This is a genomic window from Lederbergia panacisoli (genome assembly GCF_024626525.1).
Lineage (GTDB): Bacteria > Bacillota > Bacilli > Bacillales > Bacillaceae_C > Lederbergia > Lederbergia panacisoli.
The window spans coordinates 49,783-76,595 of sequence record NZ_JANJGU010000016.1 but is presented as its reverse complement, the minus strand read 5'-3'; the positions used below and the strand labels follow the sequence as shown (position 1 = coordinate 76,595).

23 protein-coding genes and 1 riboswitch are annotated in these 26,813 nt (G+C 35.8%); of the genes, 15 read left to right on the top strand and 8 right to left on the bottom strand.

Annotation, left to right across the window (positions count from 1 at the left end):
- Positions 1 to 335 precede the first annotated feature (335 nt).
- From NQ185_RS17080 to NQ185_RS17065, 4 genes are all read right to left on the bottom strand, one after another.
- On the bottom strand, positions 336 to 1,322 hold the full coding sequence (locus NQ185_RS17080; RefSeq protein ID WP_257583234.1) for an ABC transporter substrate-binding protein: 987 nt from the start codon (positions 1,320 to 1,322) through the stop codon (positions 336 to 338).
- 13 nt (positions 1,323 to 1,335) lie between these two features.
- The gene (locus NQ185_RS17075; protein ID WP_257583233.1) at positions 1,336 to 2,097 is read right to left on the bottom strand and encodes an ABC transporter permease; all 762 of its coding nucleotides are present in this window, start codon (positions 2,095 to 2,097) and stop codon (positions 1,336 to 1,338) included.
- Positions 2,081 to 2,866, bottom strand: a complete 786-nt coding sequence (locus tag NQ185_RS17070; protein ID WP_257583232.1) for an ABC transporter ATP-binding protein — start codon at positions 2,864 to 2,866, stop codon at positions 2,081 to 2,083. Before NQ185_RS17070 ends, NQ185_RS17075 begins: the two co-directional genes overlap by 17 nt.
- 294 nt (positions 2,867 to 3,160) lie before the next feature.
- Positions 3,161 to 3,586 (bottom strand): hypothetical protein, encoded by a 426-nt coding sequence (locus NQ185_RS17065; RefSeq protein WP_257583231.1) that lies wholly within the window; start codon positions 3,584 to 3,586, stop codon positions 3,161 to 3,163.
- A gap of 426 nt (positions 3,587 to 4,012) precedes the next feature.
- Here NQ185_RS17065 and NQ185_RS17060 point away from each other — a divergent pair, with 426 nt between their 5' ends.
- The 5 genes from NQ185_RS17060 (at position 4,013) to NQ185_RS17040 (ending at position 8,923) form a co-directional block, all read left to right on the top strand.
- The gene (locus NQ185_RS17060; RefSeq protein WP_257583230.1) at positions 4,013 to 4,636 is read left to right on the top strand and encodes a hypothetical protein; all 624 of its coding nucleotides are present in this window, start codon (positions 4,013 to 4,015) and stop codon (positions 4,634 to 4,636) included.
- Between the two features lie 350 nt (positions 4,637 to 4,986).
- A riboswitch (guanidine-I (ykkC/yxkD leader) is annotated at positions 4,987 to 5,082 on the top strand.
- 70 nt (positions 5,083 to 5,152) lie between these two features.
- The gene (locus NQ185_RS17055; RefSeq protein WP_257583229.1) at positions 5,153 to 5,494 is read left to right on the top strand and encodes a DMT family transporter; all 342 of its coding nucleotides are present in this window, start codon (positions 5,153 to 5,155) and stop codon (positions 5,492 to 5,494) included.
- Complete coding sequence (locus NQ185_RS17050; protein ID WP_257583228.1) at positions 5,494 to 5,808, top strand: DMT family transporter; 315 nt, start codon at positions 5,494 to 5,496, stop codon at positions 5,806 to 5,808. Before NQ185_RS17055 ends, NQ185_RS17050 begins: the two co-directional genes overlap by 1 nt.
- Before the next feature lie 201 nt (positions 5,809 to 6,009).
- Positions 6,010 to 7,836 carry a hypothetical protein gene (locus tag NQ185_RS17045; protein WP_257583226.1) on the top strand — a complete coding sequence of 609 codons (1,827 nt, stop codon included), beginning with the start codon at positions 6,010 to 6,012 and terminating at the stop codon, positions 7,834 to 7,836.
- 154 nt (positions 7,837 to 7,990) lie between these two features.
- Complete coding sequence (locus tag NQ185_RS17040) at positions 7,991 to 8,923, top strand: D-2-hydroxyacid dehydrogenase (RefSeq protein WP_257583224.1); 933 nt, start codon at positions 7,991 to 7,993, stop codon at positions 8,921 to 8,923.
- A gap of 247 nt (positions 8,924 to 9,170) precedes the next feature.
- On the opposite strand, the gene NQ185_RS17035 is transcribed toward NQ185_RS17040, so the two are convergent.
- Positions 9,171 to 9,320, bottom strand: a complete 150-nt coding sequence (locus NQ185_RS17035; protein ID WP_257583223.1) for a hypothetical protein — start codon at positions 9,318 to 9,320, stop codon at positions 9,171 to 9,173.
- A 273-nt stretch (positions 9,321 to 9,593) separates the two neighbouring features.
- On the bottom strand, positions 9,594 to 9,935 hold the full coding sequence (locus NQ185_RS17030) for a hypothetical protein (protein ID WP_257583222.1): 342 nt from the start codon (positions 9,933 to 9,935) through the stop codon (positions 9,594 to 9,596).
- 220 nt (positions 9,936 to 10,155) lie between these two features.
- Here NQ185_RS17030 and NQ185_RS17025 point away from each other — a divergent pair, with 220 nt between their 5' ends.
- From NQ185_RS17025 to NQ185_RS17015, 3 genes are all read left to right on the top strand, one after another.
- On the top strand, positions 10,156 to 11,040 hold the full coding sequence (locus NQ185_RS17025) for a hypothetical protein (protein WP_257583221.1): 885 nt from the start codon (positions 10,156 to 10,158) through the stop codon (positions 11,038 to 11,040).
- A 189-nt stretch (positions 11,041 to 11,229) separates the two neighbouring features.
- Positions 11,230 to 11,379, top strand: a complete 150-nt coding sequence (locus NQ185_RS17020) for a hypothetical protein (RefSeq protein WP_257583220.1) — start codon at positions 11,230 to 11,232, stop codon at positions 11,377 to 11,379.
- 1,025 nt (positions 11,380 to 12,404) lie between these two features.
- A complete protein-coding gene (locus tag NQ185_RS17015) occupies positions 12,405 to 13,973 on the top strand; it encodes a GmrSD restriction endonuclease domain-containing protein (RefSeq protein ID WP_257583219.1) in 1,569 nt (522 codons plus the stop codon).
- Positions 13,974 to 14,362: 389 nt separating this feature from the next.
- On the opposite strand, the gene NQ185_RS17010 is transcribed toward NQ185_RS17015, so the two are convergent.
- Positions 14,363 to 14,785 (bottom strand): very short patch repair endonuclease, encoded by a 423-nt coding sequence (locus NQ185_RS17010; RefSeq protein WP_257583217.1) that lies wholly within the window; start codon positions 14,783 to 14,785, stop codon positions 14,363 to 14,365.
- A gap of 374 nt (positions 14,786 to 15,159) precedes the next feature.
- Between NQ185_RS17010 and NQ185_RS17005 the strand changes: the two genes are divergently transcribed.
- From NQ185_RS17005 to NQ185_RS16975, 7 genes are all read left to right on the top strand, one after another.
- Complete coding sequence (locus NQ185_RS17005; RefSeq protein ID WP_257583216.1) at positions 15,160 to 16,608, top strand: ATP-binding protein; 1,449 nt, start codon at positions 15,160 to 15,162, stop codon at positions 16,606 to 16,608.
- Complete coding sequence (locus NQ185_RS17000) at positions 16,609 to 19,323, top strand: Z1 domain-containing protein (RefSeq protein ID WP_257583215.1); 2,715 nt, start codon at positions 16,609 to 16,611, stop codon at positions 19,321 to 19,323.
- The gene (locus NQ185_RS16995) at positions 19,310 to 20,248 is read left to right on the top strand and encodes a PD-(D/E)XK motif protein (protein WP_257583214.1); all 939 of its coding nucleotides are present in this window, start codon (positions 19,310 to 19,312) and stop codon (positions 20,246 to 20,248) included. Before NQ185_RS17000 ends, NQ185_RS16995 begins: the two co-directional genes overlap by 14 nt.
- A gap of 17 nt (positions 20,249 to 20,265) precedes the next feature.
- Positions 20,266 to 22,344: an AIPR family protein gene (locus NQ185_RS16990; RefSeq protein ID WP_257583212.1), complete on the top strand. Its 2,079-nt coding sequence runs from the start codon at positions 20,266 to 20,268 to the stop codon at positions 22,342 to 22,344.
- Between the two features lie 23 nt (positions 22,345 to 22,367).
- Positions 22,368 to 23,987 carry a DNA cytosine methyltransferase gene (locus tag NQ185_RS16985; protein ID WP_257583236.1) on the top strand — a complete coding sequence of 540 codons (1,620 nt, stop codon included), beginning with the start codon at positions 22,368 to 22,370 and terminating at the stop codon, positions 23,985 to 23,987.
- Between the two features lie 446 nt (positions 23,988 to 24,433).
- A complete protein-coding gene (locus tag NQ185_RS16980; RefSeq protein ID WP_257583210.1) occupies positions 24,434 to 24,763 on the top strand; it encodes a nucleoside triphosphate pyrophosphohydrolase in 330 nt (109 codons plus the stop codon).
- Between the two features lie 8 nt (positions 24,764 to 24,771).
- Positions 24,772 to 25,758 carry an HNH endonuclease domain-containing protein gene (locus NQ185_RS16975; RefSeq protein WP_257583208.1) on the top strand — a complete coding sequence of 329 codons (987 nt, stop codon included), beginning with the start codon at positions 24,772 to 24,774 and terminating at the stop codon, positions 25,756 to 25,758.
- Positions 25,759 to 25,927: 169 nt separating this feature from the next.
- Here NQ185_RS16975 and NQ185_RS16970 read toward each other — a convergent pair whose 3' ends face one another.
- Complete coding sequence (locus NQ185_RS16970) at positions 25,928 to 26,788, bottom strand: sugar phosphate isomerase/epimerase family protein (RefSeq protein ID WP_257583207.1); 861 nt, start codon at positions 26,786 to 26,788, stop codon at positions 25,928 to 25,930.
- Positions 26,789 to 26,813: the final 25 nt, after the last annotated feature.

Genomic DNA, 26,813 nt, shown 5'->3' with positions numbered 1-26,813 from the left:
GGGTTCAACTTCTAGTTTAGGAGACTTTTTTGCTTTCGTCCATAAAATGGCCCCCTATTATTCCAATTAATAGGAGGTAAATTAAATTTATTTTTTGGCCTGTGGATACATATGCAATGCTAGTGGAGAAATTCCGTTTATTTTGGGAAATACCCATATTTTCTTAAAAATAAGGGGAGAATTTCCGTTTATAGGGTCAAAATCTTTGGATTTTGTTATATTTAGAGCAGTTAACGGGAAAATCTCCGCTTATTTCTGCGTCTTAACTCCCACTAAACACATTAACCGGAAAATCTCCGCTTATTTATTCTCATACCTACACGAATAGAGCTTTTCTAGTTAATAAATTGCGTATCAATTAATGATTCAAATTCGGGAAGCTCCGTTAAAAATTTTAGGTAAACAGATGAATTGGCAAATTGTTGAATTACGTCTTTATTTACATCTTCGGTAAAGTGAATGCGGGACCAAGCGGTATTCATGACATCAGGGTCAACATCTTGTTTTGTAATTTCTTTTATGCTGTCAACCGTAATTTGCTTTGCTTCATCAGGGTTTTCATTGATAAAATCAATCGCTTCTTTTTGTGCCTTTACAATTTTGGCTATCAGATCTTTATTGGCTTTAATTTCCTTGCCGCTCGCAACTAAAATCGTATTTGGCAGTGTTTCTCCGTAAGAAATTTGGGTGCTGTCGACAATAATTTTCGCGCCGGTTTCTTTTACTAATTGAGTTGCCCACGGTTCAGGTACAGCCGCTAAATCAACTTGGCCAGATTCAAACATGCCTGCATATTGAGCGGGATTTCCAGTTACATGCTTCATGGTGCCCCCAATTCTAGCAGATGAAATACCGTAGTCCTGCAAGTATGTTTCCATTTGCACATTATGAGTACAACCGATACCAGGAGTGGCGAACGTTTTTCCATCGAAATCCTCAATCGAGTTGATGCCGCTTTTTTTACTGGCGACGATTGCTGTTCCACCTGATGATGCTCCTGCAATAATTTTAACGTCTGCACCGTTTGTAAAGTTATTCATAACCGGTCCAGGTCCTACCAAACCAGCATCAATATCGCCAGTTTTTAATGCTGTCATGAAGGCTCCGCCATCGGGAAAAGTTTTGTACTCGACTTTCACATTGTTGCCCAGTTCCTTTTCATAATACCCTTTTTCTTTTGCGACCATGGCAGGTGCATGGTCAATATTTGGAAAATATCCAATTACGATCTTTTCAGAACTGCCGCCCCACGAACTGCAGCCAGCTAATAATCCCATACTAAGTAAAACGGACATACCTATCATTTTCGTCTTTTTATTCATCTTATTTCCTCCCCTATTTACTAGTTTCTAATCCCCAGCGGCGAATGACATTCTTTTCAATTCGTTGGAAAAAAGTAAGATCTACAATTGAGCCAATGACGCCGATAATGATCATAATGCCGATGACCATACTCATATTTCCGAAATCTGATGCGTATTTAAGCGTATAACCCAAACCTGGCCCGGTACTTAAAATTTCCCCCGCCATTAGCGCACGCCAGGCAAATGCCCAACCGAGCCTAATCCCAGTAACGGCATAAGGTATAGAAGCGGGAAGAATAACCTTTGTAAACAGATCGAACCCTTCAGATCCCATTGTTTGGGCGGCCCTAATATAAAGCGGCGGAACATTTTTTATTCCGATCCTCATATTGATGGTAATCACAAGTGTTGCTCCAAGAATGACGATAAAAATAACGGAGCTTTCATTGAGGCCAAACCACATAATTGCAATGGGCAGCCAGACAATACTAGGCACACTCTGCAACGCTAAGACTAAGCTGCCTAATGTTTCATCAGCTGTTTTATTTTTTGCGAGCAGAATTCCTAAACTGAAGCCAATCACAATGGAAATAAGCAATCCAATGGCTAGTCTACGAAAACTTGCAAGAATATCGTAAACAAGAGTTTTATTTTCAAATCCATGCTTGAGTGCTTTAATTACATCAGTTGGTGCGGGCATAAGTGCTGGAGAAACATTGAATAGTTTCACAGCTCCCTGCCAGATAATGAGTAAAAGTGCAAAGAAAATAATTCGTTTAATGGTTTGCTGCATATGCCAGTTCCTCTTTTACGACTTTATCAATCTCAGTTTTTAGTAAACCACTAATTTTCGCTTCCAATTTAGCCGTTGCTTCGGGATAATCACCTCGAGGTCTTGGAATCTCCACATGGATATCTTCAAGAACAACACCCGGCCTTGTTCCCATGACGATGATTCTGTCAGATAGTTTAATAGATTCACTGATGCTATGTGTGACAAAAAGAATCGTCTTTTTGGTTTTTAACCAGATTTTCTCTAATTCATGATGAAGCCGGGCCCGTGTCTGTTCATCAAGAGCACCAAACGGTTCATCCATTAACAATACTTTCGGATTCATTGAGAGTGCCCTAGCAATGGAAACCCGTTGCTGCATTCCCCCTGAAAGCTCGTGTGGTGAATGATTAGTATAGTTGCCTAGCTGGACCATTTGTAAAAACTTATGGGCAACTTCCCTTGCTTCCTTTTTCTTCATTTCCTTGCGGAGCGGGAAGATCACATTTTCCTCGACTGTCATCCAAGGAAATAAGGCAGCTTCTTGAAAAACCATCCCCCGGTCCTTCCCAGGCTTTTGGATTTTATTCCCACCGAGCAAGATTTCACCGCTCGTTGGCTTTGTTAAGCCGGCGACAATCGATAACAAGGTCGATTTCCCACAACCCGAAGGTCCAAGAATCGAGACAAACTCACCTTCTTTAATATCAAGATTTATATTAGTGAGGACATCACTTGTAACTTTTTGATTATTAAATTGTTTGTGTAAGTTATTTATTTGCAGAAACATTCCATCACCCACCTTTCTTATAATTCATAGTGGTATAGTCAGATTAATAATAATTATTATATAATTTAATCTAATAAAGTCAACAAAATTATCGGGTGAGTTTTTTAGGCTTGTTTCAGGATGAGTTTCATAACAGTGAAAACTATGCTTAAAAACAAGTGGAAATTATTTAATTATCCGCTCAGATGCGAAGTAATTCTGTACTAGGCGGGATATAGGGAGAAAAAAAAGGCCTGCCACCACCTGAGTTTTTCGAATTCATCGAAATACCTTAGGATGTGCCAGGCACTGTCCTTAATAAGGATTGCCTCCATACGGGTATGGGGTGGGTGCGGGATAGGGCGTTGGGTAGGTCCCAGGATATGGTGCTTGGTATGGATATGGGTAGGGGTAAGGATAAGGTGAATAATAAGGATAGTTAGGCGTTAAGGCACCTGCAGTAAGACCTCCTAACATTCCTCCAATAAATGGTGCGGCAAAGTTACCAAAGCCAGTATTTATTGGGAAATTTCCACCGGTATTGCCGTGACCGCCCCCATGGTAGCCTCCATGATGTCCACCGTGATTGCCGCCATGGCCACCATGACCGCCTCCGTGGTGTCCACCGTGATTGCCGCCATGGCCACCATGACCCCCACCGTGGTATCCGCCGTGATTGCCGCCATGTCCCCCACCGTGGTGTCCGCCATGACTTCCTCCATGCTTCCAGCCTTTACTCATTATAAAACTACAACTCCTCTACAATTTCCCATTTATCGCTGGGATTTGTATAGTGTATGCTAGGTAAATGTTTATGGGTGGGTAGAAGTTTAATTTCGCAAACAAATCTTAGAACAAAACGGCACCATGCGGGATGTCCCAAAATCCAAAAGCCTCTCCCTCGCGTGAACCTTGGTTGCCGACTTAGCATAAGGGAATCTAAGGGAAACTTTTGACTCATTCATGTGGACGCCCCGCTAAATAGATGACAAGCTGGCGAAGGATGGGTAGGACGTATTAGTAGAATTAAAAAGTATAATATAGTTATATATTTGCAAAAGTAATGTAATTAAGACGGTTTGGGTGGGGGGAAAATACATTTGAAGGTCCAGGGGATACCTATTGTAGATGATAAGCTTGGTTTTATTCGGAAGGCGGTTGATTAAAATGGGTGAAAGTAAACAATATATTTGGTATGCAAGCTACGGATCAAATATTAATATTGAACGGTTTTTATGCTATATAAAAGGTGGAAAACCAGAGGGGTCAACAAAAGTAGAAACAGGGTGTGATGATCCATCTCTACCTATTGACGATGCGAATTTTAAAATAAATTATCCGATATATTTTGCAAAAGAGTCAGCAAGATGGAACCACCAAGGAGTTGCATTTATTGGTTTAACGGAGACTAGTGAAACTAGTACTTTGAGCAGGAAGTTCTTAATTACCGAAGAGCAGTTTCTAGATGTTTTAAAGCAAGAAAACAATGGAATTGTCATAGATATCGATTTAAATGAGGTTAAGGAAGCAGGTAGCAAAATATTCCGCAACAATTCTTGGTACGGTAATATTCTTTATCTTGGAGAAGACGATGGTTACCCGACTTTTACATTTACCGCACCTTGGGATATAAATGATGTGGAAAAAGTGAAGCCTTCTCACCAGTATTTAAAGACGATTATTGAAGGACTAAAAGCGGATTATTCAAATGCGGAGATATATGCTTACTTAATAAATAAACCTGGCATACAAGGGAATTATTCGGATGAGGAATTAAATAGTTTGATATAGAAGGGACACAGAAACAAAAGCATCTAATACTTACACACATGTAGTAGAAGATGTTAATAGGTATTTTAAAGAGAGCCATGATGATGCGGTTGAAATAATGAAAAATGGAGCCTGCCTATGGTTGGACTCGAGTAAAATTTATTAATCAGCCCATTTTGATGCTTGGGATATGCTGGCATATGGAATAATGATTATGATTTCGATTATAATCTTCTTTATAGGAAGTACTCGTAAACACTTATGTTCAGTTAATGAAGGATGACGGAGGTTCTATTTTCACTTTTACATTCCAGTAATTATTTAATTGAATAGGACTTGAATATGTGTATAATCATAGGTAATTGTATACCTAAAATGTTTTCTAGGGTTCCGCAATCATATTATTGGCCTGGTCCGAGAGAAAACTCACGCTAGACGTGCCACGGAGGGATAAAAGCCCGGGAGAAACTGTATGAACAGTTTTCTTCCAGGGCTTTTTTGTTTTTTTGGCCGGAATAAATTGGAGGTGTTGTTTAAATGAATAAAGACTGGATTAAAGTATTTGTTGCAGCTTTTTTTGAAGTTATATGGGTGATTGGATTGAAACATGCTAATGAATTTTGGGCTTGGACTGGAACTTTGATTGCGATCATCATCAGCTTTTATTTAATGATAATGGCGGGAAGAAAACTTCCTATTGGCACGGTATATGCAGTTTTTGTTGGGTTAGGTACAGCAGGAACGGTCTTTTCCGAGATTCTATTCTTTGATGAACCTGTAAAAGTGGAAAAAATACTTTTAATTCTATTGTTATTAGCGGGAGTCATTGGCTTGAAATTAGTTACAAAAGATTTGGTTCGGGAAGGGGATGAAAATTAATGGCATGGATTTCTTTAATCTTAGCAGGATTATGTGAAATGTTCGGCGTTGCGATGATTAATAAATTGCATAAAGACCGAAATAGGCAATCAGTACTTCTATTAATTCTAGCATTTGGAGCAAGTTTTATATGTCTTTCCTATGCAATGAAAACACTCCCTATGGGTACAGCTTATGCCATTTGGACAGGAATTGGGGCGTCTGGCGGGGCCATTTTAGGAATGGTTTTATATGGCGAATCAAAAGACTGGAGGAGGCTGGTTTTTATAGGGATGGTATTAGGTGCTGCAGTAGGATTAAAACTCGTCTCTTGATATGTTTTGTGTATTAAGCGAAAATTAGGCTCCTTATCCAATTATATTCCAGGTTTTGTAAAGAAACTACCTGAAAAATAGATGCCGGGGGGCCATTAATGAGTTTTTTATGATGTCCTTTTTTCTTTCTAATCTTGGTATAATACAATCTAGTGATCAAACAAACTATTAGAAAAAATCAACTATGGAGGCAGGGTCTGCATGGGTCTTAAAGATGAAATAAAACGGGAAATGCGAAACTTAAAGAAAGATATAAAAAACGAAGTAAATAAAACGTGGACGATTGATTATAAAGGACATCGTATTGAAATTATCAACCAGGTAAAAGAAGAGCTTCTTATTATTGATGGTGTGACGGTTGATACGAAAAAGCGAAAATCTTGGCTTTCACATATCATTCCTTATTCAAAGTTATCCGGGACACTTGAGCTGGAAGACGGCACAAAGCATACTGTTTCTGTAAAGCTTGGTGGCTATATTACCCTTGATTGTATTGTCAAAGTCGACAATGAAACGGTTTTGGATAATTCCACAAAGCTCGAATTTCTTCCGTGGGATCATAAGGATAAAATTGTTCCCTTTATAGAACAGCAAGTTCAAATACATAACAAAATAGTAGATGATTCTTTACCAGATGATCAATACTTGTACGATGAAAATGAGCCGCAATTAGCTAAGGGCTTATCCGATCAATTAGTAGATGACATGCCTACTCCTTTTTTTGTGAAAAAACTACTAAAGTTATTTAAGGAACAATTACAACATCCCACTACCAAAACACGTAGGGCGACATATGAAAAAATCATCTATGACAATATTGCGAGCTATAATGATGAATTCATTGAGAGATTCCAACAAGAACAATGGGACGAAACCCTTGTACAGCAAGAGGCATTATGGCTTCTTGAACATGCAGCACATAGAGAGGTTGTAAAGTTTGCCATCACCGTACTCGGTTGTACTGATTGTGAAAATTATAAAGAGCTTTTATTTACATTAGGGATGCATGAAGAATTTACACCATATGTCATATTTGCCTTGAAAAATGGAACATCGCAAGCAAACAACCAAATTTGGCAGCTTGCTCAGTCCGTTCATGGTTGGGGAAAAATAACGGCAGTTGAACAGCTCGATGCGGCAACACCAGAAATAAAACAGTGGCTACTGACAAAGGGCTGTGAAAATGTCATTATGAATGAATATTTAGCCTATACATGTGCCGTGAATGGAGATCTTGAGGAAGCTTTATATGAAGAATCAGTTTCAAAAGAGCTATATGATGGAGCGGGTCTCATCATCCAGGCGCTGCTTAGTGAAAGTGCTACTCAGGGCATAGAAGATTATCCGTACGCAAGCGCGGCTCTGTCTCGCTTCGTTCACCATGCTCGTACACACTGTCAAACACTTGAAGATTTTTATCCATTAATGAAAATAAGTGAATACATAAATGTGGATGAGGATGTTTGGGAAGAACGTTTTAGTGAGCAATGGAAACGACATGAGCGCACTTCCATTCAGGAAGCCATTCAACCATTAATAGATGACCCTAAATGGTCGCAGCTTGCCATGGATTCACTACAACAAAAATATGACTATAAAGTGCTTGAAATCGCCCGCTTTTATCAAGTAGATGTGACTCCAACTTTATTTGGGCAACTAGAAAAAGATCCAACAAACAGTGAACTATATTTAGCGATTATGGGATCAAATAATCGTACATATATCGCAGATCTCTGCACATTTGCGGAAACAAAACTTTCGTTATCAAACCTATCAAATGATGAGCAAGATTGTCTGCATTGTATTGTTCAAGATTTACATCAGCATGAAGGAGTGGGTCTGCCACTAGTTCAAGCAGCTCTTAAATCTAATGATGGGGGTTTACAATACCATGCACTTAGCGTGCTGGAAGAGTGGAACCCTTCGATTTGGCAACAACCTACTATACAGGCAGCCATTAAAACAATAGCAACTACGACGAAAGATAAGGAAGATCGGAAGTTGGCGAGATTGTTGTTAACGAAGTGAGAAAAGGGATAAATGGAATGGTGACTAAGGACTGACCCCTTTTTTTCAACTAGTGTTTGTAATACAGAACATATTTGTAGTTAGATGAAGATTCAGGTACTGAATTTTATTATGCATAGGTGCTATTCAGTCTATATAAGTGGAGGTTGCGGTATTGGAAATTAGTAATATCTTAGTTACTGGAAGAATGTATAAAGATATTCAAGAAATCATCGACGGCCTTGAAACGGATAAAGTGTTTAGGTTTCTTCCTGAAGAGAGTGTTAGCCAGGGAGATATTGACTGGGCGGATGCCTATATTGCTTTTAAACCAGTTCCTGGCCTGGACTATAAGAATATAAAATGGATTCATTCACTTGGTGCAGGTGTAGATAGCTTTTTGTTTGATAGAGTTTGGAGTGATAACACCTTGATCACACGTACTACCTGCTCATTTGGTGAAAGAATTAGTCAATATTGCCTTAGTTATGTATTAAGTGATCTGCAGCTTCATGATGATTTTCATAGAGGGCAACGCAACAAACAGTGGTCCCAAAACACTCCCGAACTGTTATGGGAAAAAAACGTACTCGTATTTGGCACTGGTAAAATTGGTTCAGAAGTAGCAAGGACCTTCAATTATTTTGGAGCAAACGTTTTTGGCGTCTCATTATCGGGTGCCCCAAAAGAACCATTTAAGAAAATGTTCGTAACAAGTGAAATTGACTCCATTTCATCTGATATTGATATTGTCATTAACACGCTGCCTTTAACCGATAAGACTTATAAATTATTTGATAATGCTATGTTTAATAGGTTTAATCGTATCCTCTTTATTAACTGTGGGCGCGGGGCATCTGTTGAAGAAGAAGCAATCATCAAGGCACTCGATTCCGGGCATATTAGGAAGGCAATACTAGACGTGTTTTCCGAAGAACCACTTAGCGAAAAAAATATTCTTTGGAGCAGAAAAGACATAACCATCACTCCGCATATATCAGCCATTACATCACCGTTGGAGGCTGTAACCTGCTTTTTGGAAACGATGAATAATATTGAAGCAAATGTTGAATTGGAAAATAAGGTGAATTTGGTAAAGGGATATTGATATGGAGGGTAAAGCACATGAAAAAATTCGATGCGGAATGAAAGGGACACTTTTTGGACCAGTCTTTTATGCATAGGGATTCCAATCGAATTGAAACGGTATGAGAAAGTAAAAAAGGTACGTCAAAACCAGGCAAGTTTGTCCATTAATTTGACAGAAGTCTAGGAGTAAAGTGCTTTTGGATACAGAGGTTGTTAAAAAAATAAGCTAGCAAAGATATATCATGTTTAGGTATATCTTTGCTAGCTTACTCACCTTGTTGAATCATTTCCAAAACATCTTCAGTTGAATGAATCCTTCCTTCAAGAATGTCCTTTTTTGCTTGTAATAACTTTTGTTTTAACTCAGCGTCTTGCTCAACGTCCTCTTTTACTGTGGTCTTAGATTCATCAATCAAAGATAAAAGTATCTCTTTCCATCAATTTCAAATATCGATTCACCTTCACGGATGATATCTTTAATAACTTCTGCGGCATATCCATTTAATTTTCTCATCGGCTTACCTCCAATGATTCATTTCTTTCGTCCATTATACGGTATTCATGCATTAAGAAACAGATTAGCGGAATTTTCAAGAGCCTTTCGTGAATGGAGAGGTTTTTAAGATCCGGGACCTGCCCCCCAGTCGCGCTGATACCGTGTTTTTAATGGCTGAGAGTGGAGATATACTTTATTTAATGGTAAATCCTTTTCCAACAACTTTTTTCTTATCTAAATCAACAAAAACTGTAAGCTTTTCCGAAGAATCAGTCTCGGTATTATTAAATGTAACAGAATAAACCTGATCTTTCTCATAGTCTTTATCAATAAAAGGTTTGATCTCATCATTAACAGTTATTTTCTCTACGATTGAATCTTTTGGACTTACTGGTATTAATTCTTGTTCTTCATCTGAAAGGCTATTGAATGCTGCCATCTCAATCGGTAATTTTTTTTTTGAATCAAATAAATAACAACCAGTTAAGGTAAGTGTTACTAGTAGCAGTATTGGAATAAATGCCAACTTGTTCAAACGACCCCTCCTATTTCAATAATAGACGTTTTATTTGAATGAAAGTTTCGCCATTAAGCGGTCAGTATAGGAAGATGGAGCAAATTCCACGTTGCCCTTTTGCTGGTCGAAAAGGCCCCGGAATTAAGTTTCTCTTATATCTACCAAGTTGTAGAAGAAAGACTGTATTAACTGTAAAATATATTTAAATAAGGAAAGTAACAAAAATGGGGAATCAGTGATGACGAAAACGAAATATGCACTAATTCTATTAGGTGTTATGGACTTGATGCTTATCATCATGCATCTTACGGACTACTTTATTCTTTTTTTGAAACCAACCGGCTATCTGATTCCTTTCGTGGTGAATCTGATTGTTTTATCCGTCATTGGTTTCCGTTCAATTTCCCCTAAAATTGGGATGGTTATTGTCCCTATCGTTAGTTTACCTATTATATTTATCTATGGTTTTATCATTTTGACTTTTGACAATAGTTATACCAAAATTGATTCCCCCTATGGATGGCAATCAGTAGTCATCGAATATAGGCACGCCACATTGGGTGAAACAACCTATTTTTATAATTTTTACAAGACCAAGTTCGGTCTTGTTGGCAAATCCCTTCGTGACCAATCGATTGAGATGATGGTTCCCTACAGCGATCACTCATCCGGTGCCGATACTGAAGGTGCTTTAGGTTTGGGAAATGAAAAATGGATTACTAAAGATACTATTCGTTTCTCTACATGGCAAGGGATGAAAGACGTACACTTAAATCCCTCTCAATCCATAAGTTCGGAAGATATCCAAGATGGGACAGAGGGACGGGGGAAATTGAACATGCCTCAATCATCAGTAGATGCTGCAGATATCGAAGCTTTTATTGAAAGGGCTAACAATAAAATGGACGGTGAAACTATTATAATAAATGGTAACCGTTTAGAAATACGCTATGACAAAGAATCCGATCAAAGTTGGATTGAAGTAATCGACGTTAATGACGAGGCTGCAATACCAATACAGCAGTGCTCCCGTGTCGTTGCGAATGAAAAACAGGGATATTATATGTTGGAGGAGTGTACCAATCAGTGGGAGTATGCTTTGTATCCTATGCCAGCTTATTAATAACTTGTCGTGTTTGTCGGAGGAAAAAGACAGAAAGTCAGGATTCCTCTGATATTTAAAAGTAGTGGTCTATCCATTTCTCTAATAAATTAACTGAATGGGAACGCTTGTTTCCATAGCCGTTTTTTGCTAGAATAGGAGTATAGATTATTAAGAACTAAGGGGTAACCCTCTAGGAGGTGGAAAGTAATGGCGGTTAAACACGTACCAACTGGAATTGTACATAGTGGAATCAAAGGTGGAACAACTGGTTGTGGATTTAATACCAAAGATAAAGCAAGCCATTGGGTAAACACGAATTCTAAAATTACTTGTGATAAAAATGGATGTAAAAACTAATCACACTTTAAAATACAATTCTTAAATAATTCTAAGCAAAAAAATGAACCCATTGTGATATGCTCCTTTTTAAGTAAACAGGTTAAATGTTAAAAACTTGTTTTCCCTTAGGGAGCATTTTTTTATTTTAAAATAAGTTTGCTATCACATTTTCTATTTTTATAAATAGGGGTGAAAAAGGAGCAGTTCCTCACTACGCTAAAGAATCGGTGACTGACCCACTGCCCCCAAAAAAATTAAATAAACCTTAACAACAAATTTGTTATTTCAAGGCATTATTATGGAAAGCAAGGTACTGAGGTATCTTGCGCCATTTAGTTATAATATAGTAGAAATAATTCATTATTAAACATGAAAGATTTTCCCAAATGGATTATAAATATGCAGTGCTATTTTTTGATAAACTTCCTAAAGAGGTCCCTGATATGATTGTAGTGGAGATGAAGGGAGAGGCATTATGCATTTTTTTGGGTATATCTTGCTAATAGTTGTATATGGAGAATTTTAGCCAAATACTTTAAAAACGTTGGCCTTGATATCAAGAGGTGAAGAGTGGAAACTATTGGACTATATTTATTTTGCATATATAACAAGCAATCTTTGATATAATTGAGGTTAGACTAAGGGAAGCTGCTAATCTTCTTTGAAAAGTGATTAAAAAAGTGCTTTGAAGAAACTCAAAGTAACGAACTTAAGTAATCGACTCGTCTTTAGTATAAGGAAATTACACGGATGAGTTTTACCTGGATACATAATTTTTTGCTAACGCAAGGACTTTGAGCTATTGATTGATTCTTATAGCAGGAATTGCGAAAAAAAAACAATGGCGGATGTCATTTTAAACTTGTGTTCATGGTTCCACCCAGTCGGCTCCCCTGGAATGTGAGAACGTATATTTGAGATAGTAAAAAAGGATTTTTGGCTTAATAGGTCAATGTGCATTTCCATTAATTCACATTGATAAATGTACTTGTTATCTTGAAATCATATAATCCGGTAAGGAAATGACAGAAGGAGGAATTATGTTGGGATACAGTATAAGGAAAATTATCGAAAAAATAAGTTCCGGAGAAATAAGAATTCCGGCTTTTCAAAGGGGATATGTGTGGGAACCAGAGAATGTAGCTTTTTTAATGGATAGTTTATACAAGGATTTCCCTATTGGCACAATATTATTGTGGAGAACTCGTGAACAACTAAAGACAGAGCGTCAGCTAGGGGGTTTTAAATTACCAATACCTCAGAAAGATTATCCGATCGATTATGTTCTTGATGGTCAACAGAGATTAACATCCATTTTCACAGTTTTTCAAACTGACTTGGAAGCAGAGGAAAATGAGAGTTGGATGGATATCTACTATATTTTGGATAATAAGGGATCAATACAAGATAGTCGTTTTATAGCTCTAAAGAAAAAGGATTTTGATCCTACCAAACATTTTCCCTTAAATGTTCTTTTTGATTCAGTCAGATATAGACAAGCTACCGAAGAATTAGAACTAGATACAATTAAAGAAATAGATAAATTACAGGAAAAATTTAAAGAGGTTGATGTACCTATTGAACTTATGGAGACAGATAGTAAGGAACATGTAGCCATCGTATTCGAGAGGATAAACCGAGCCGGTATTCCTTTAGACTCATTTCAGTTATTATCAGCATGGAGTTGGAGTACTGATTTTGATCTACAAGAAGAATTATCTCAGCTGTCAGATGAGCTTTCAGGATTTGGATTTGGTGATTTAGCGTCGGAACAAGATCTCTTATTAAAAAGTTTTACCGGTTTTATAGTTGGGGAAACTACGCCAAAATCAATTGTAAGTTTGGACGGACAAAAGGTCAGGGAAAACTTTGAAGTTATTAAAAATGGCATAATGTCCAGTATAGATTTCTTGCAAAAAGAGTTAAATTTATTTTCACTTAAACTAGTTCCATATCCATCAATGATTGTTTCATTAACAAAGTTTTTTGGAACAGATAAGAAAAACGGAAGGCTTTATACTGATAAACAACGAAAAGAACTAATTAGATGGTTTTGGAGGAATTGTTTTTCAAGAAGATATTCCAGCGGTGTAAATAGCGCACATGAAGAAGATTTAGCAGGTATGGAAAAATTACAGAAAGATGAAAACCATTCTATAAGTAATTTTAAGTGTGATGTTGAGGTTGGTTTTTTTTTACAAAATCAGTTTTCAATTAACTCTGTTAATACTAAAACATTTATTACTATGTTGGCATCAAACAATCCTAAATCATTTATTTCTGGCGCGAATGTTAATCTGGGAGATGTACTTAAAAAAGCAAGCGGAAAAGAGTTTCACCATATTTTCCCCGATAAACATTTGCAAAGATTAGGTAAGATAAAGAAGGAAATTTACCCCTTGGTTAATTTTTGTTTCCTAAATAATGCTGATAACCAGATAATTAAAGATAAGGATCCTAAGGTATATAAAAGTTTAATTAATCAGGAGAGTTTAAATGGGATATTACTTTCAGCATTATGTCCCAATAACACATTCGACTTGCCCTACGATGACTTTAAAAATGAAAGAGCAACAATTTTAGTGAAGTATGCTAAAAAACTTATTAGTTAGTTTCTTAATCCCTATTCCAAATTATCGGAATGGGGATTTGTCTTGAGTAATAGATCTAATTATTAATGAATACGAGATACGAGGACTAGTCCCCCGGTACTTAACGTAGCGTGGAACTAGCCCTTTTCCTTCTGTTCATTTCTAGCAAATAAATTATCTGAAGGTTATAATTCTGGCAAATGTACTGAACCCAATCTTCAAGATGACAGTCCCGACCCCTTTTCCGCCGCTGAAGCAACAGAAGAAATACCTGTAAGTAATTAGGGTATAAGGTAATGACTAAAAAGGCTATTTTACCTCACGACAACAAAGTAAATGATTCTGAAGAAACGCATAACAACTTTGTAACTTTTTACATATATTCAGTGCATAGATATAATATTTTATTGTTAAGGTTTATTTTTTTTTACATTGTCAATAAAACTAGATACATCTTCGACTACCCCAATTAAATCCTTCTTAATTTCATGTTCCCAAATCCTTTTTATATGCCAGCCATTTTTTATATAGTGTTCATTTACTTCATTATCTCGTTGCTGATTCCGTAATAGTTTATTTTCCCAATATTCCCGATTACTCTTAGGCCAAGTACTATGAATTGGGCATACATGCCAAAAACATGAATCAATAAAAATAACTATTTTATACTTCCTTATTGATATATCGGGTTTGCCAAATAATGAGTTAGCATTTTTTCTAAATCTATAGCCCCGATGCCAAAGTCTTTTTGTCAGGAGGTTTTCAAGCCTGGATTGTGAACGAATAGCTTTCATGGTTTTAGTTCTGTCAAGTTTAGACATATTATCGGCCATATTCATCCTCCTATTTTTTATATAATATCCCTTTTAGCGCCTAAGAAATCATAACAGGAATTAGTTTTTGTTAAAGTACGTTACATAGGGTTGTAATGTAATGAAATGGGAGATTCTGAGAGAGCAGTATCCCAAGCAACTGTGGTTTTTTTTAGTTAGACACCCCCTTCTTTTAGGAAGGGGATATTTAAGAATAATATTGTTGTTTCTTGATAATGAATCTATAGCTTTTTCGGTGTTAATGGAAGTTACCTATTAAACTCTGTAAATGCCATACAAAATTTTACAATATTAATATACAATAAAAGGGGATATATCTAACGGAATAATTTAGTCTATAAAATATAACTTTTTACCTGAAAGGAGATTTGGAATTGAGAGATCTTGAATTACCTCCCTATGCACCTGCTCTTATGGAATCAACAAGGGCAATAGGATATTCGATTGAGACCGCAATTGCAGATATTATCGATAATAGCGTAACAGCTATGGCTAATAGAATAGAAATCAATTTTTTTCCAGTTGATTGCCCATATATCTCAATTTTGGATAATGGGATAGGAATGACAGATTCTGAGTTAATTGAGGCGATGCGTTACGGAAGTAGAAACCCATTAGATGCAAGAGGAGAGAATGATTTAGGTAGATTTGGGCTGGGTTTAAAAACTGCTTCAATGTCACAGTGCAGAAAGCTAACAGTTATTAGTAAGAAAGGGAATGTGGTATCTGGAGCACAGTGGGATTTAGATTATATAGCCAGTACTAACAAGTGGTCACTTTTATTATTGGCAGAAGAGGATTTTAAAGCTTTTCCTCATGTTGAACAACTTAAGGAACTTGAATCAGGTACCATAGTTATTTGGCAGGAACTTGATAAATTAAAAGAGGGTAATACCAATTTTGCTGCGATTATGGGCAGGTATATGGACGCAGTCAGAAGACACTTATCTTTAGTCTTTCATCGGTATATTAAAGGAGAATCCGGTATTCAAAAAGTGGAAATTGAAATTAATAAATTGCAAGTAGAAGCTATAGATCCGTTTCTAGCTGAAAAAAGTACCCAGATCATGGACGATGAAATTATTAATATCGATGGACAAAGGGTAATTGTACGTCCCTACCTTCTTCCGCATATATCACAGTTGGATGAATCGGAAATTAGGATATTAGGGGGAGAAGATGGAATTCGTAAACAGCAGGGCTTTTATGTGTATCGTAATAAACGTCTTTTAATATGGGGAACTTGGTTTAGAATGATGCGTAAGGGTGATTTGTCAAAGTTGGCTAGAGTACGTATTGATATTCCTAACTCTTTGGATTCTCTTTGGACATTAGATATAAAGAAGTCAATGGCCATTCCACCACAAATTGTCCAAAAGAACGTTTCTGGAATTATAAAGAAACTTGGGGATGTAAGTAAACGCACATGGACCTATCGGGGAAGAAAAGAAATTGATGATAATATTATCCACATTTGGAACCGCCTTAAAACAAGGGAAGGAGGAATTGCTTATGTGATAAACAGAGATCATCCAATAATTGAAGAAATAGATAGTAATTATCTAAGAAGAATTGAACATTTGCTTAAAAATATTGAAAGCGGATTACCTTTAAATCAGTTATATGTTGATTTAACAAGTGATCAAAAGATTGTAAATGATAGCGAAGTATCCGAAATGGATTTGTTAAATATGCTCAAGGGATTGCTTTCAGGATGTAATAATGCAAATGAAAGGCAAGAAATGATTTATAGGTTATCTATCACAGAACCTTTCAATCAACATCCAGATTTGTTGGAAAAAATGCTTCAGGAGGTAAAATAAATGTTAAGTCAAAATGCTCAAATGCTTGAACGATTTATTTCAATAGCAATAAACACTAAATATCCATCTACTCCACCAGATGAAGAAGCTTTTTTAAATGAGGCAAAATCCCTACGACAGACTGTTCCGGTCTCAGATCGAGAATTTGAACAAATAGTAAAGAATCTTAAGGCTTCTATGCAAATTAGTATGGATACCGGTGTTTTTATTTCCGATCAAAGTAGTGACCATCAATCTTGGTTACTAAGCAGGCGTGCAGAAATAGATTTCTTTTATTGGAATCGGTACAAAAGATATTTAGAAGAAATAAAAGGCTGGAATAGCCGAGTTACAGCAAGTTTAGATACTGTATCTACCGATATTGTTGATTTATTGGGGGATCCGCAAAGTTCAAAACCTTGGCAAAGAAGGGGGTTAGTCTTAGGTGATGTGCAGTCAGGAAAAACAGTCAACTATACTTCGATTTGCAACAAGGCAGCTGATGCAGGATATAAAGTAATAATCGTTTTAGCGGGGATGCAGGAGAATTTGCGTGTTCAAACCCAAGAACGTCTTGACAAAGAATTTGCAGGTAGATTGAGCAAGAATTTATTGAAGCTAAAAGGCAACAAGGAAGTTCGAAATGTATTTGATGGAGTAGGAAAAATAGACTCAGCTAAACGTATTTCAGCTTTTACAAGTGTACTTTCTGATTTTAATTCAAGTATTCCAAGAAGTAATGATTTAACTCTTCGAAATAATAATGAACCAGCTCTATTTGTTGTTAAGAAAAATAAATCAATACTTAAAAACTTGGAAAATTGGTTGGTTTCTAACAATGCAAATTCAAGTGGAAAGATTGATTTACCTCTTTTATTAATCGATGATGAGGCGGACAATGCTTCTGTCAATACCAAGAAAGAGGATCAAGATCCTACTGCAATTAACTTAGCGATAAGAACAATTCTTGATAAATTTTATCAAGCCTCATATGTAGGGATTACAGCAACGCCATTCGCAAATATTTTTATTAATCCTGATTCTGAGGATGAAATGATAGGTGATGACTTATTCCCTCGTAACTTTATTTACGTTCTCTCTCCTCCTAACCACTATATTGGTGCTGATGCGCTTTTTGGCGATACGCCAACATTTAAGGAAAGTTTAGTTGAAATAGATACTGATGTAATAGAACTTTTTTTTCCGTTTAAGCATAAAAAAGACCTTGTAGTAGATGAATTGCCAGGAAGTTTATTTGAGGCTCTGGGTTATTTTTTATTAGCAAATGCCATTAGAGATATCAGAGGAGATAATACTGAACATCGCTCCATGCTAGTTAACGTAAGCCGTTTTACTGATGTTCAAGTTGAAATAAAAGATCAAATCATAGTATGGCTTGAACAAGTACGTTCGGATGCAAGAAATTATGCAGCGTTGGGTGAAAAACAAGCTATGAAAATAGAGTCTCTTAAGTTTTTAAAAGGAATCTGGGATAAATTTGAATTAGAGAGTAAAGCAGGCATTACTTGGGTAGAAATGCAGCAAATATACTTGTTTAAAGCTATTGCACCTGTGGAAGCTCGAGCTGTCAACCAAAAAACAGGAGCAAATAGCCTTGACTATTACGTACACAAAGAAAAGGGATTTAGAGTAATTGCCGTTGGAGGTATTAGTCTTTCAAGGGGATTGACTTTAGAGGGATTAATGGTTAGTTATTTTTATCGAAATTCACAAATGTACGACACTCTACTTCAAATGGGAAGATGGTTTGGATACAGGCCAAACTACGAGGATATTTTTAAAATCTGGATGTCTAAGGACGCTATTGATTGGTATGGATTTATAACGTCTGCTGCTAACGAATTGAAGAATGAGATTGCTCGTATGAATAAATTGAATTTAACACCAAGAGACTTTGGGCTTAAAGTAAGACAAGACCCTAATTCTCTTATTGTGACAGCACGAAATAAAATGAGATCTGGAACCCAGGTTAGCAGGCCGATTAGAGTTACAGGGAAGCTACTAGAAACACCGCGTTTAAAATCTAAACCTGACGTATTAAGAGAAAATGAAAGAGCATTTAAAAGATTTGTTTCAAAATTGGATACTGAGGGATTTAAAGTTGAAATTAGGGAAAACGGGCAAATGTGGTCGGGTATAAATAAAGATTCTGTAGTTGATTTATTAAGAAGTTTTGATACTCATCCTTGGCACTTAGCATTTCAAAGTAGAGCATTGGCAGAATTTATTGAAGGTAATAGTGAGCTAAATGAATGGGATGTATTTCTCCCTAATGGATTAGGAAAGAAATATCATCTGGAAGGAGCAAAAGGAGTAATTACTGTTAACAAGCAACAACGTATCTTAAAAGAAAAAGATGGAATGATTAAAGTATCAGGCACTAAGGTAAGGGTTGGATCAGGTGGGGCAACCCGCGCAGGCCTATCTGAAAAACAAGTGAACCTAGTAAAGGAAGCGTTTTTAAAAGCTAACCCTGGGAAAAGAAGTATTCCCGATAGTGCCTATTTAATCGCGGAAAGAAATCCTTTGTTGATATTACACGTACTTGAGAATAAAGATGAACCAAACCCGAAAATTCCAGATACACTTTTTGCACTTGCAATTGGAATTCCAGGCGATGGAGAGGTGCAGACAGCAAATTATGTAGTGAACCTTGTCGAATTAAGAGATTGGATGGATGTAGATGATGAAGAGGATGAAGATGACGATAACTAATGAAACTTTACTTCAAAAGTGGAATGCTTTAACCTATAATGCTAATGCCTTTGTCAGGATAGATGCCAGCCATTCATTAGAGTGGTATATAGGATACGAAAATATTAATCAGAAAGTATTATTATTAGTTGCTGAATATGAGTCTGATACTCTCCCTTCTTCTAAATCTATCCAAGTATCTTCTGGGAAACGTGTTGATGGTAATTGGGTGTTGTCTTTTAAATTAATTCGCGCTGAACAAGAAGATGTTTTTATTCGACTATGTTCCGATCTAATAGAGTCCTCGCGTAATCAGCAAAATAACCTATCAGGGTTAGAGTTTGTTATAAGCAGGTATAATCAGTGGGCAAAATTAATGGAAATATATAAGACGGGTGTACTTAGTGAGTCAATACAAAAAGGATTGATAGGAGAACTCTATTATTTAAAAGAAGTGATAGAAGGTGGAATGTCTTTAGGTGTTGCGGTGAATGGCTGGTTAGGTCCTGAAAAGGCGGACCAGGACTTTATATTTTCCGATGGATGGCATGAGATTAAGGTTGTTGGTCTAAGTTCAAATGTGGTAACTATTTCATCTCTTGAACAATTTGACTCTACACTACCTGGTGAATTAATTATATATTTTTTAGATAAGACTGCACACTACGATATAAATGGATTTACCCTTCATAGCTTAATAAGTGAAATTTGGGAGTGCTTAAGCAGTCATAGAGAAGCATTTAATAATTTTAATGAAAAACTTTTACAGATTGGATATATTGATTTACCTGAATATCAAAAACAATTTTATAGATTAGGAAAAGTCTGCAAGTATGAGGTAGATGACAAGTTTCCGAAACTTGTTAAAGGAAATGTGCCTAATCAAATTGTTAGTGCAGGTTACCAGCTAAGTATCCAGGCAATAGAACCTTGGAAAGTAGTTTAGCTGGAGGAGAAAATACTATGGATATTAAGGAATTTAGAAAAGAATTACTAGAAGATGTGCGTTCTACAGCAGCTGCTTATGGAGAAGGAACAAGTACAGCTTTTGTAAATATTATGGCAGATAACCTAGTTAACTCTGAAGTAATTTCTGATTTTATAAGTGCATTCTATATGGGGCATGGAATTAGGAATAGAAAGATAAGAATTGATGGCTATGCCTTAGATGAATTTGATAATACTTTAAATTTAATAGTTTCAGATTATAGCGCAAACGAAGAGGGTACCATTTTAACGCGTAAAGAAGCCGAACAGATTTTTCTATGGCCACTCCGCTTTATTGATGAAATTTATAAGAATAATTTAAGTCAGAGAGTTGAAATTAGTACTTCTGCTGCTGACTTAATAGATTTGGTTGTTAGGAATAAAGGGAAAATTAGTAAATATCGAATTTTATTATTTACCGATCGATATATGAGCGGTCGGATAGAAAGCTTTGAATTTGGTGAATATGATGGCATTCCTGTCGAATATCAAATTTGGGATATAGAACGTGTGTTTAAAATATTTCAAGCTGAATCTGGAAGAGAAAGTATCGAAATAAATTTCACAAGTTTTGTACCTAAAGGCATTCCATGTTTGGAAGCTAGCAATGAAGGAATTGAAGATTATCGTTGTTTTTTATGTGTGATTCCCGGGGAGCTTTTAGCTGATATTTACGACTATTATGGAGCACAATTATTAGAAGGGAATGTAAGATCGTTTTTAAGTACCAAAGTAGCAGTCAATAAAAAAATTAGGCAAACAATATTAACTGAGCCAAAAATGTTTTTTGCATTCAATAATGGTGTTTCTGCAACGGCAACCTCTGTTACAGTTGAAAACAAACCCGAAGGGAAATTTATTACCTACGTTAGAGATTTTCAAATTATTAACGGAGGACAGACTACTGCATCCCTGTCTAATGCGAGATTTCGTGATAAGGCAGATTTAAGCAAGATTACTTTACAAATGAAATTGACAGAAGTTAACGAGGATATTGATGAAACGCAGGGACTTCTTCAAAAAATTTCACGTTCGTCAAATAGCCAAAATAAAGTAAGTGATGCCGACTTTTTTTCTACACACCCTTTTCATATTCGAATGGAACAAATATCACGAAGGGTGTATGCTCCAGCAATTGGTGGTGCGCAACACGATACTCATTGGTTTTATGAGAGAGCTAGAGGACAGTATCTTCAAGCGCAAATGCGTATGAAAAAAAGTGAGAAGGATCGGTTTTTATTACAAAATCCCAAAAGCCAATTAGTATCTAAAACGGACTTAGCTAAAGCTCGAAACTCATGGCGTTGTTTGCCTCACATAGTTAGTAAAGGGGCTCAGAGAAATTTTACCGAGTATGCAGAATGGATAGACAAAGAATGGTCTACATCTTCAGAGAATTTTAATGAAAGATATTTCCAGGAATCCATCGCCTTATACATTTTATTTAAACATGTTGAAAAGTTGGTTCCAAATCAGCCTTGGTATGAGAAAGGTTATAGAGCGAATATTGTAACGTATTCAATAGCGTTATTTGCGCATTTACTAAAGAAGCAGTACAATAATTACACTTTAGATTTACAAATAATATGGAACAAACAAGCAGTTTCAGATGTTATTTCTAATCAGATGGTGAGAATTACCAAGCGGGTATATGAATCAATAACGGATCCAAATCGAGGGAATGCAAACGTGACACAATGGTGTAAACAAGAAGCATGTTGGAAAGGTATTGCTGAATTAGATATTCTGCTTGATAAAGAAATAAAATCAGTTTTATTAGATAAAAAGGAATTTAAATCTGAAATTAGACAAGCGGCAAGAGATCAAAAAGTTATTACAGGCATAGAAGCTCAAACTGAGGTTGTTAATAAGGGAGCAGAATATTGGAGTAATTTATATGACTTTATTATTAACAAAAGAGTTGCAACCTTACAGGAAATGCAGTCTTTAAAAATTGCTTGCAAATTGCCGTTAAAGCTGCCAAACTCAATACAGAGCCAGTTATTACTTTCTTTAGTAGAGAAGGCAAAATTAGAAGGCTGGAAAGAAATATGAAAGGGTGAAAAAAGTTGTTTAAAGTGTTAGATTTGTTTTCAGGAGCAGGGGGAATGAGTCTCGGATTTTTACAAACAGGAAAATACAAAATACCTGTTGCTGTTGAAAAAGATCTGCATGCACGGGCAACATATAGAGAATTTCATAAGAATACTATATTACTTGAGGACATTCTGGATATTAATGATTATGAGGAATTTCAAAGGACATATGGAGACTTTGATATTGTTGTGGGCGGACCTCCTTGTCAAGGGTTTTCAAACGCAAACAGACAAAAAAACCATATAATAAGTCATAATAATAGTCTTATAAAAAAGTATGTAGAAGTTATAGAAAATCTCAAGCCATTAGCATTTGTTATGGAAAACGTTCGTATGTTAAAGTCTGAGACACACCGATTCTACTTATCTCAAAATGATAATTTTAATAATTTGGAAGTAAGCTTAAAAGTGGAAAAAATTTGCCTATATGATGGACTTTTTCCTGTTAAGGATTCAATAAAGGATTTATTTATACCAGAGCGCATTGAAGAATTACTATTACCTGAGAAGTCCCTTATCGTTCTCCGGACAATCCTAAAAAAATCACTAAATCAAAAGACAAGAGGAACTGTTCTTAAAAAGAGTGGGAAAAAGGCTTATAATATAATTAATTCAATTCCTGATAGGAGCTCTAACGTTCCACCAGCTTATATGGACTTAGAAAAAGAATTGCTATCTTATTTTTCGGGTTATGTAGATGGGAGTTTGACATTTTCAGAGGCAGAACCATATATGGATACCTTTATTAATATCCAGATGTTTTTATCTAATGTAAAAGAGCTCATTGATAATGAAATCATTATAAAAGATTTAGATATCAGTGACCAAGGAATATTTATTGAAGTACAATCTATTACCGTTATTGAATATATAACTAAGAAACTAGAGAAAATATACTTAATTGATGACGGCATTTTAAATGCTGCTTGGTATGGAGCACCTCAACTAAGAGAACGTTATATTGCTCTCGGAATAAGAAAAGATTTTGCAGTAGAAAAGAATATTAAGCCTTTATTACCTGAAGTAGCATTTACATTAGAGAATTATAGAACTGTATGGGATGCAATTGGAGATCTGGAAGAAGTTGAACCTGGTTATACAATTGACGAGCAGCCTGTTCAACTTTCTGATACTCTTGTACAAACCGCGTTGAAAGAAGAGTTGAGAAACACCAATTTATTGTACAACCATATAACCACTAAAACGAGAGAAACAGCATTGAAACGTTTTGCTGCATTAAAACCAGGGGAAAATTTCCACGACTTGGAGAAATCCCTAATTAATAATACTTATACCAAACCGGAGCGGACGCAAAATTCAATTTATTTAAGACTTCGATATAATAAACCTTCGGGAACTGTTACAAATGTGCGTAAATCAATGTGGATCCATCCCGTTATTGATCGAGCAATAAGTATCCGGGAAGCAGCAAGACTACAGACATTTCCTGATAATATTAGATTTTTAGGTACTAAAGATTCTCAGTATCAGCAAATAGGAAATGCTGTTCCACCAACGATGGCAAGGGCCATTGCCCAAAAACTAGCTGAGTTGCTCGGGGAAACACCCGTAAATAAGGTAGAGCTAGATACTAAGGCTTAACAATATAATTGGTAGATAAAAAGTTTAATGATTAATGTAAGATATATTAACATAATCAGAGGACTTTTTATTTTTTTATTGATAATACATACAATTCCAATAAATTCAATACTATCATTAAGCATTACACTGAAGTCATTATATAGATCTAGAAGTTTCATTAAATGAAGATATTTGAGCCGAAAAAGGGGTGGTAAGTCAAACTCTTGAGTTAGGTGAAAGCAATGAATCAACCGCAAAAAATTTTTAAAAAAGGGTTTAAAAGGCAGTAATAAGCATTTTGGATTTATTTGGGAAAGTGAGTTTGGATGAAAAGGTACATTTGGATTGTAGATCCCATAGCTCTAGTTAAGAGAGATACATAAAGATTTGTTGAACTCGTTATAAGGCAACTTTGTATTTATCAAAGCTATTCTAATAATAAAAGTGCGAGGTGAAAAAAACTTATGCCAATATACAACAAACTTGTTCGTGATAGGATCCCTTATATTATTAAGGAGAAGGGTAAACGAGCAAAGGTTTCCATATTGACAGAAAAAAGTTACTTCGATGAATTAAGAAAAAAGGCAAAAGAAGAATTGGATGAATACCTTAATGCTGAAACAAATGAAGCAGCTTTGGAAGAGTTAGCTGATTTACTTGAAATTATGAATGGTTTAGTTAAATTACATAGCAGCTCTATGGAAGAGGTTGAAGCGATTCGCAAAAGAAAAGCTGAAGACCTTGGAGCTTTTGAGGATAGGGTGTTTTTAATAGAAGTTGAAGATCTTGATTGAGGTGCAACATGAGTCATAAGCTAAAAGTTGGAGAACTTAAAGAACAATACATGACAGATGAAGAGATATGGAGAGTTTTCACAGTAGTATTGTCCAGCAAATCTGTAAAATCTTCCACTTATAAGTATGTTTTAATGAAATCGATCATTGAAAACTTATATCAGATCAATGATCAGTATGAGTTAACCTATAATCAGCTTGCCTACTCTTTTGCAAAAATATATTGGAATTTAGTAGTTCATCACAATTTAGTGAAGCAAAATAGAGGGCCGAAAAATGCCAGAGCTGTCACTGTTATTCAGGAATTTCAACAGAAACATGCTATTCCAAGTGAGTTTAGCTTTGACAAGATTCAAGAAACCTTACAATTGAAATTGGTTTCCTTCATGAAAAGTGTCATGAAGGAGAATGTTTTTGGCGCCCTTTATGGAGATACTAGAGGCCAGTTTTACGCATTTGATCACAAATTGGAAGTTTTTAGACTACATCCTGTTGTTCATCAATTTATGTTAAGGTATCAACGATTGCTAGTTAATCTCGTAAACTATCATATGGCCGTGATGATTGAAGAATTGAATGAAAATATGAATATTAACTTTTTGCTGAATAAGGTGGAGAGTATAGCGAAAAGGGGATCACTAAAGCGATTTGAAACTATACTATTGAGCCATTTTGAAAATAAATGCTTTTATTGTGGAAAGAGGTTATCGGAGCGAATGGGTAATATTCATGTCGATCATTTCATCCCATGGTCTTTCGTGCAATCCGATCAAATATGGAATTTGGTTTTAGCATGTCGAACTTGTAATTTATCAAAAAGTGATAAGGTACCGCAACGTCCGTTTTTAGATATCATCATTGATCGAAATGAGCAACTTTATCATATGCCAACTGAATCAACCGTACTTATGGAAAACTACAAGGATAAGAAAGTTATTTTACTTTATGATTATTCCATCGAAAATGGTTTCGATACTTTGTGGGCACCTAGGTAGATATTTGATAAAGTCATGACATCTAAAGATAATGTTAGGTTCTAGTAAAATTTCAAAAGAATATCAGGGATTTGTGAAGCAAAAGGAAATTCTAATTTCTATCTCCAAATAAAAATGGTGTAAAGGATTACAGTATCAATAATCCCTTACACCATTTGTCACCTAAAGCCTATTTTATTTGATCATGAAATAACTTGGAAATATACTCATAGCTAATTTCGATACTTTCCAATTGATTTTTCTTCGTCCAATCCTGTTCTATAAAAAGATATTTTGAATTGGAATTGTTTTTAAATGTTTCTACAATCGCGGGAATATCCATGATCCCTTGCCCAGCTTCCGTAAAGTCGTCAATATTACGTATTTTCATCATCGAATCTCTGTTTAGAACGGTATCCTTTTCTAACTTCTTGAATACGTTAATCACATCGACATTCGCCGATAAATCTTTTTGGTGGATAAGATCACATCTTTCGCCTATTTTTTCTAGATAGGTCACTGGGTTTATCCCACCTCTAAGAGCCCAATAAGTATCAAACTCTATTTTCACTAATTCTTTATCCGTATTTTCTAGCATAATGTCTAATACATATTCACCATCGAAAGTTTGAAATTCATGATAATGATTATGATAATATAGCTGCAACCCATTTTTCGCAAGTAAAGCTCCAGCTTCATTTAATTTTTTCGAAAAAGCTACTACCTCTTCTTTATTCTTAAAATAGGCAATCGCAACAACGAGTGATTGAATTCCAATCACTTTAGCATATTTCATTACCTCGTCTATTTTTCCAGCTTCCAAATGCTCCTCTGCTATATGAGAAGAAACAGCCTTTAATGCAAGTCGATCTAATTCACTTTTTAACTCTTCAGGTGTCAAATCTCCAATCGTCGAGGAAAGATCATCTCCATGAAAGAATATTTCAAGATTTTTATACCCGATCGAAGCTATTTTTTCTAATGTTCCAATGAAATCTTTATTTATTTCATCTCTAACAGAAAACAATTGCAATCCAAATTCTACAGCCATTACTTTCCCCCCAATATTTAACCTT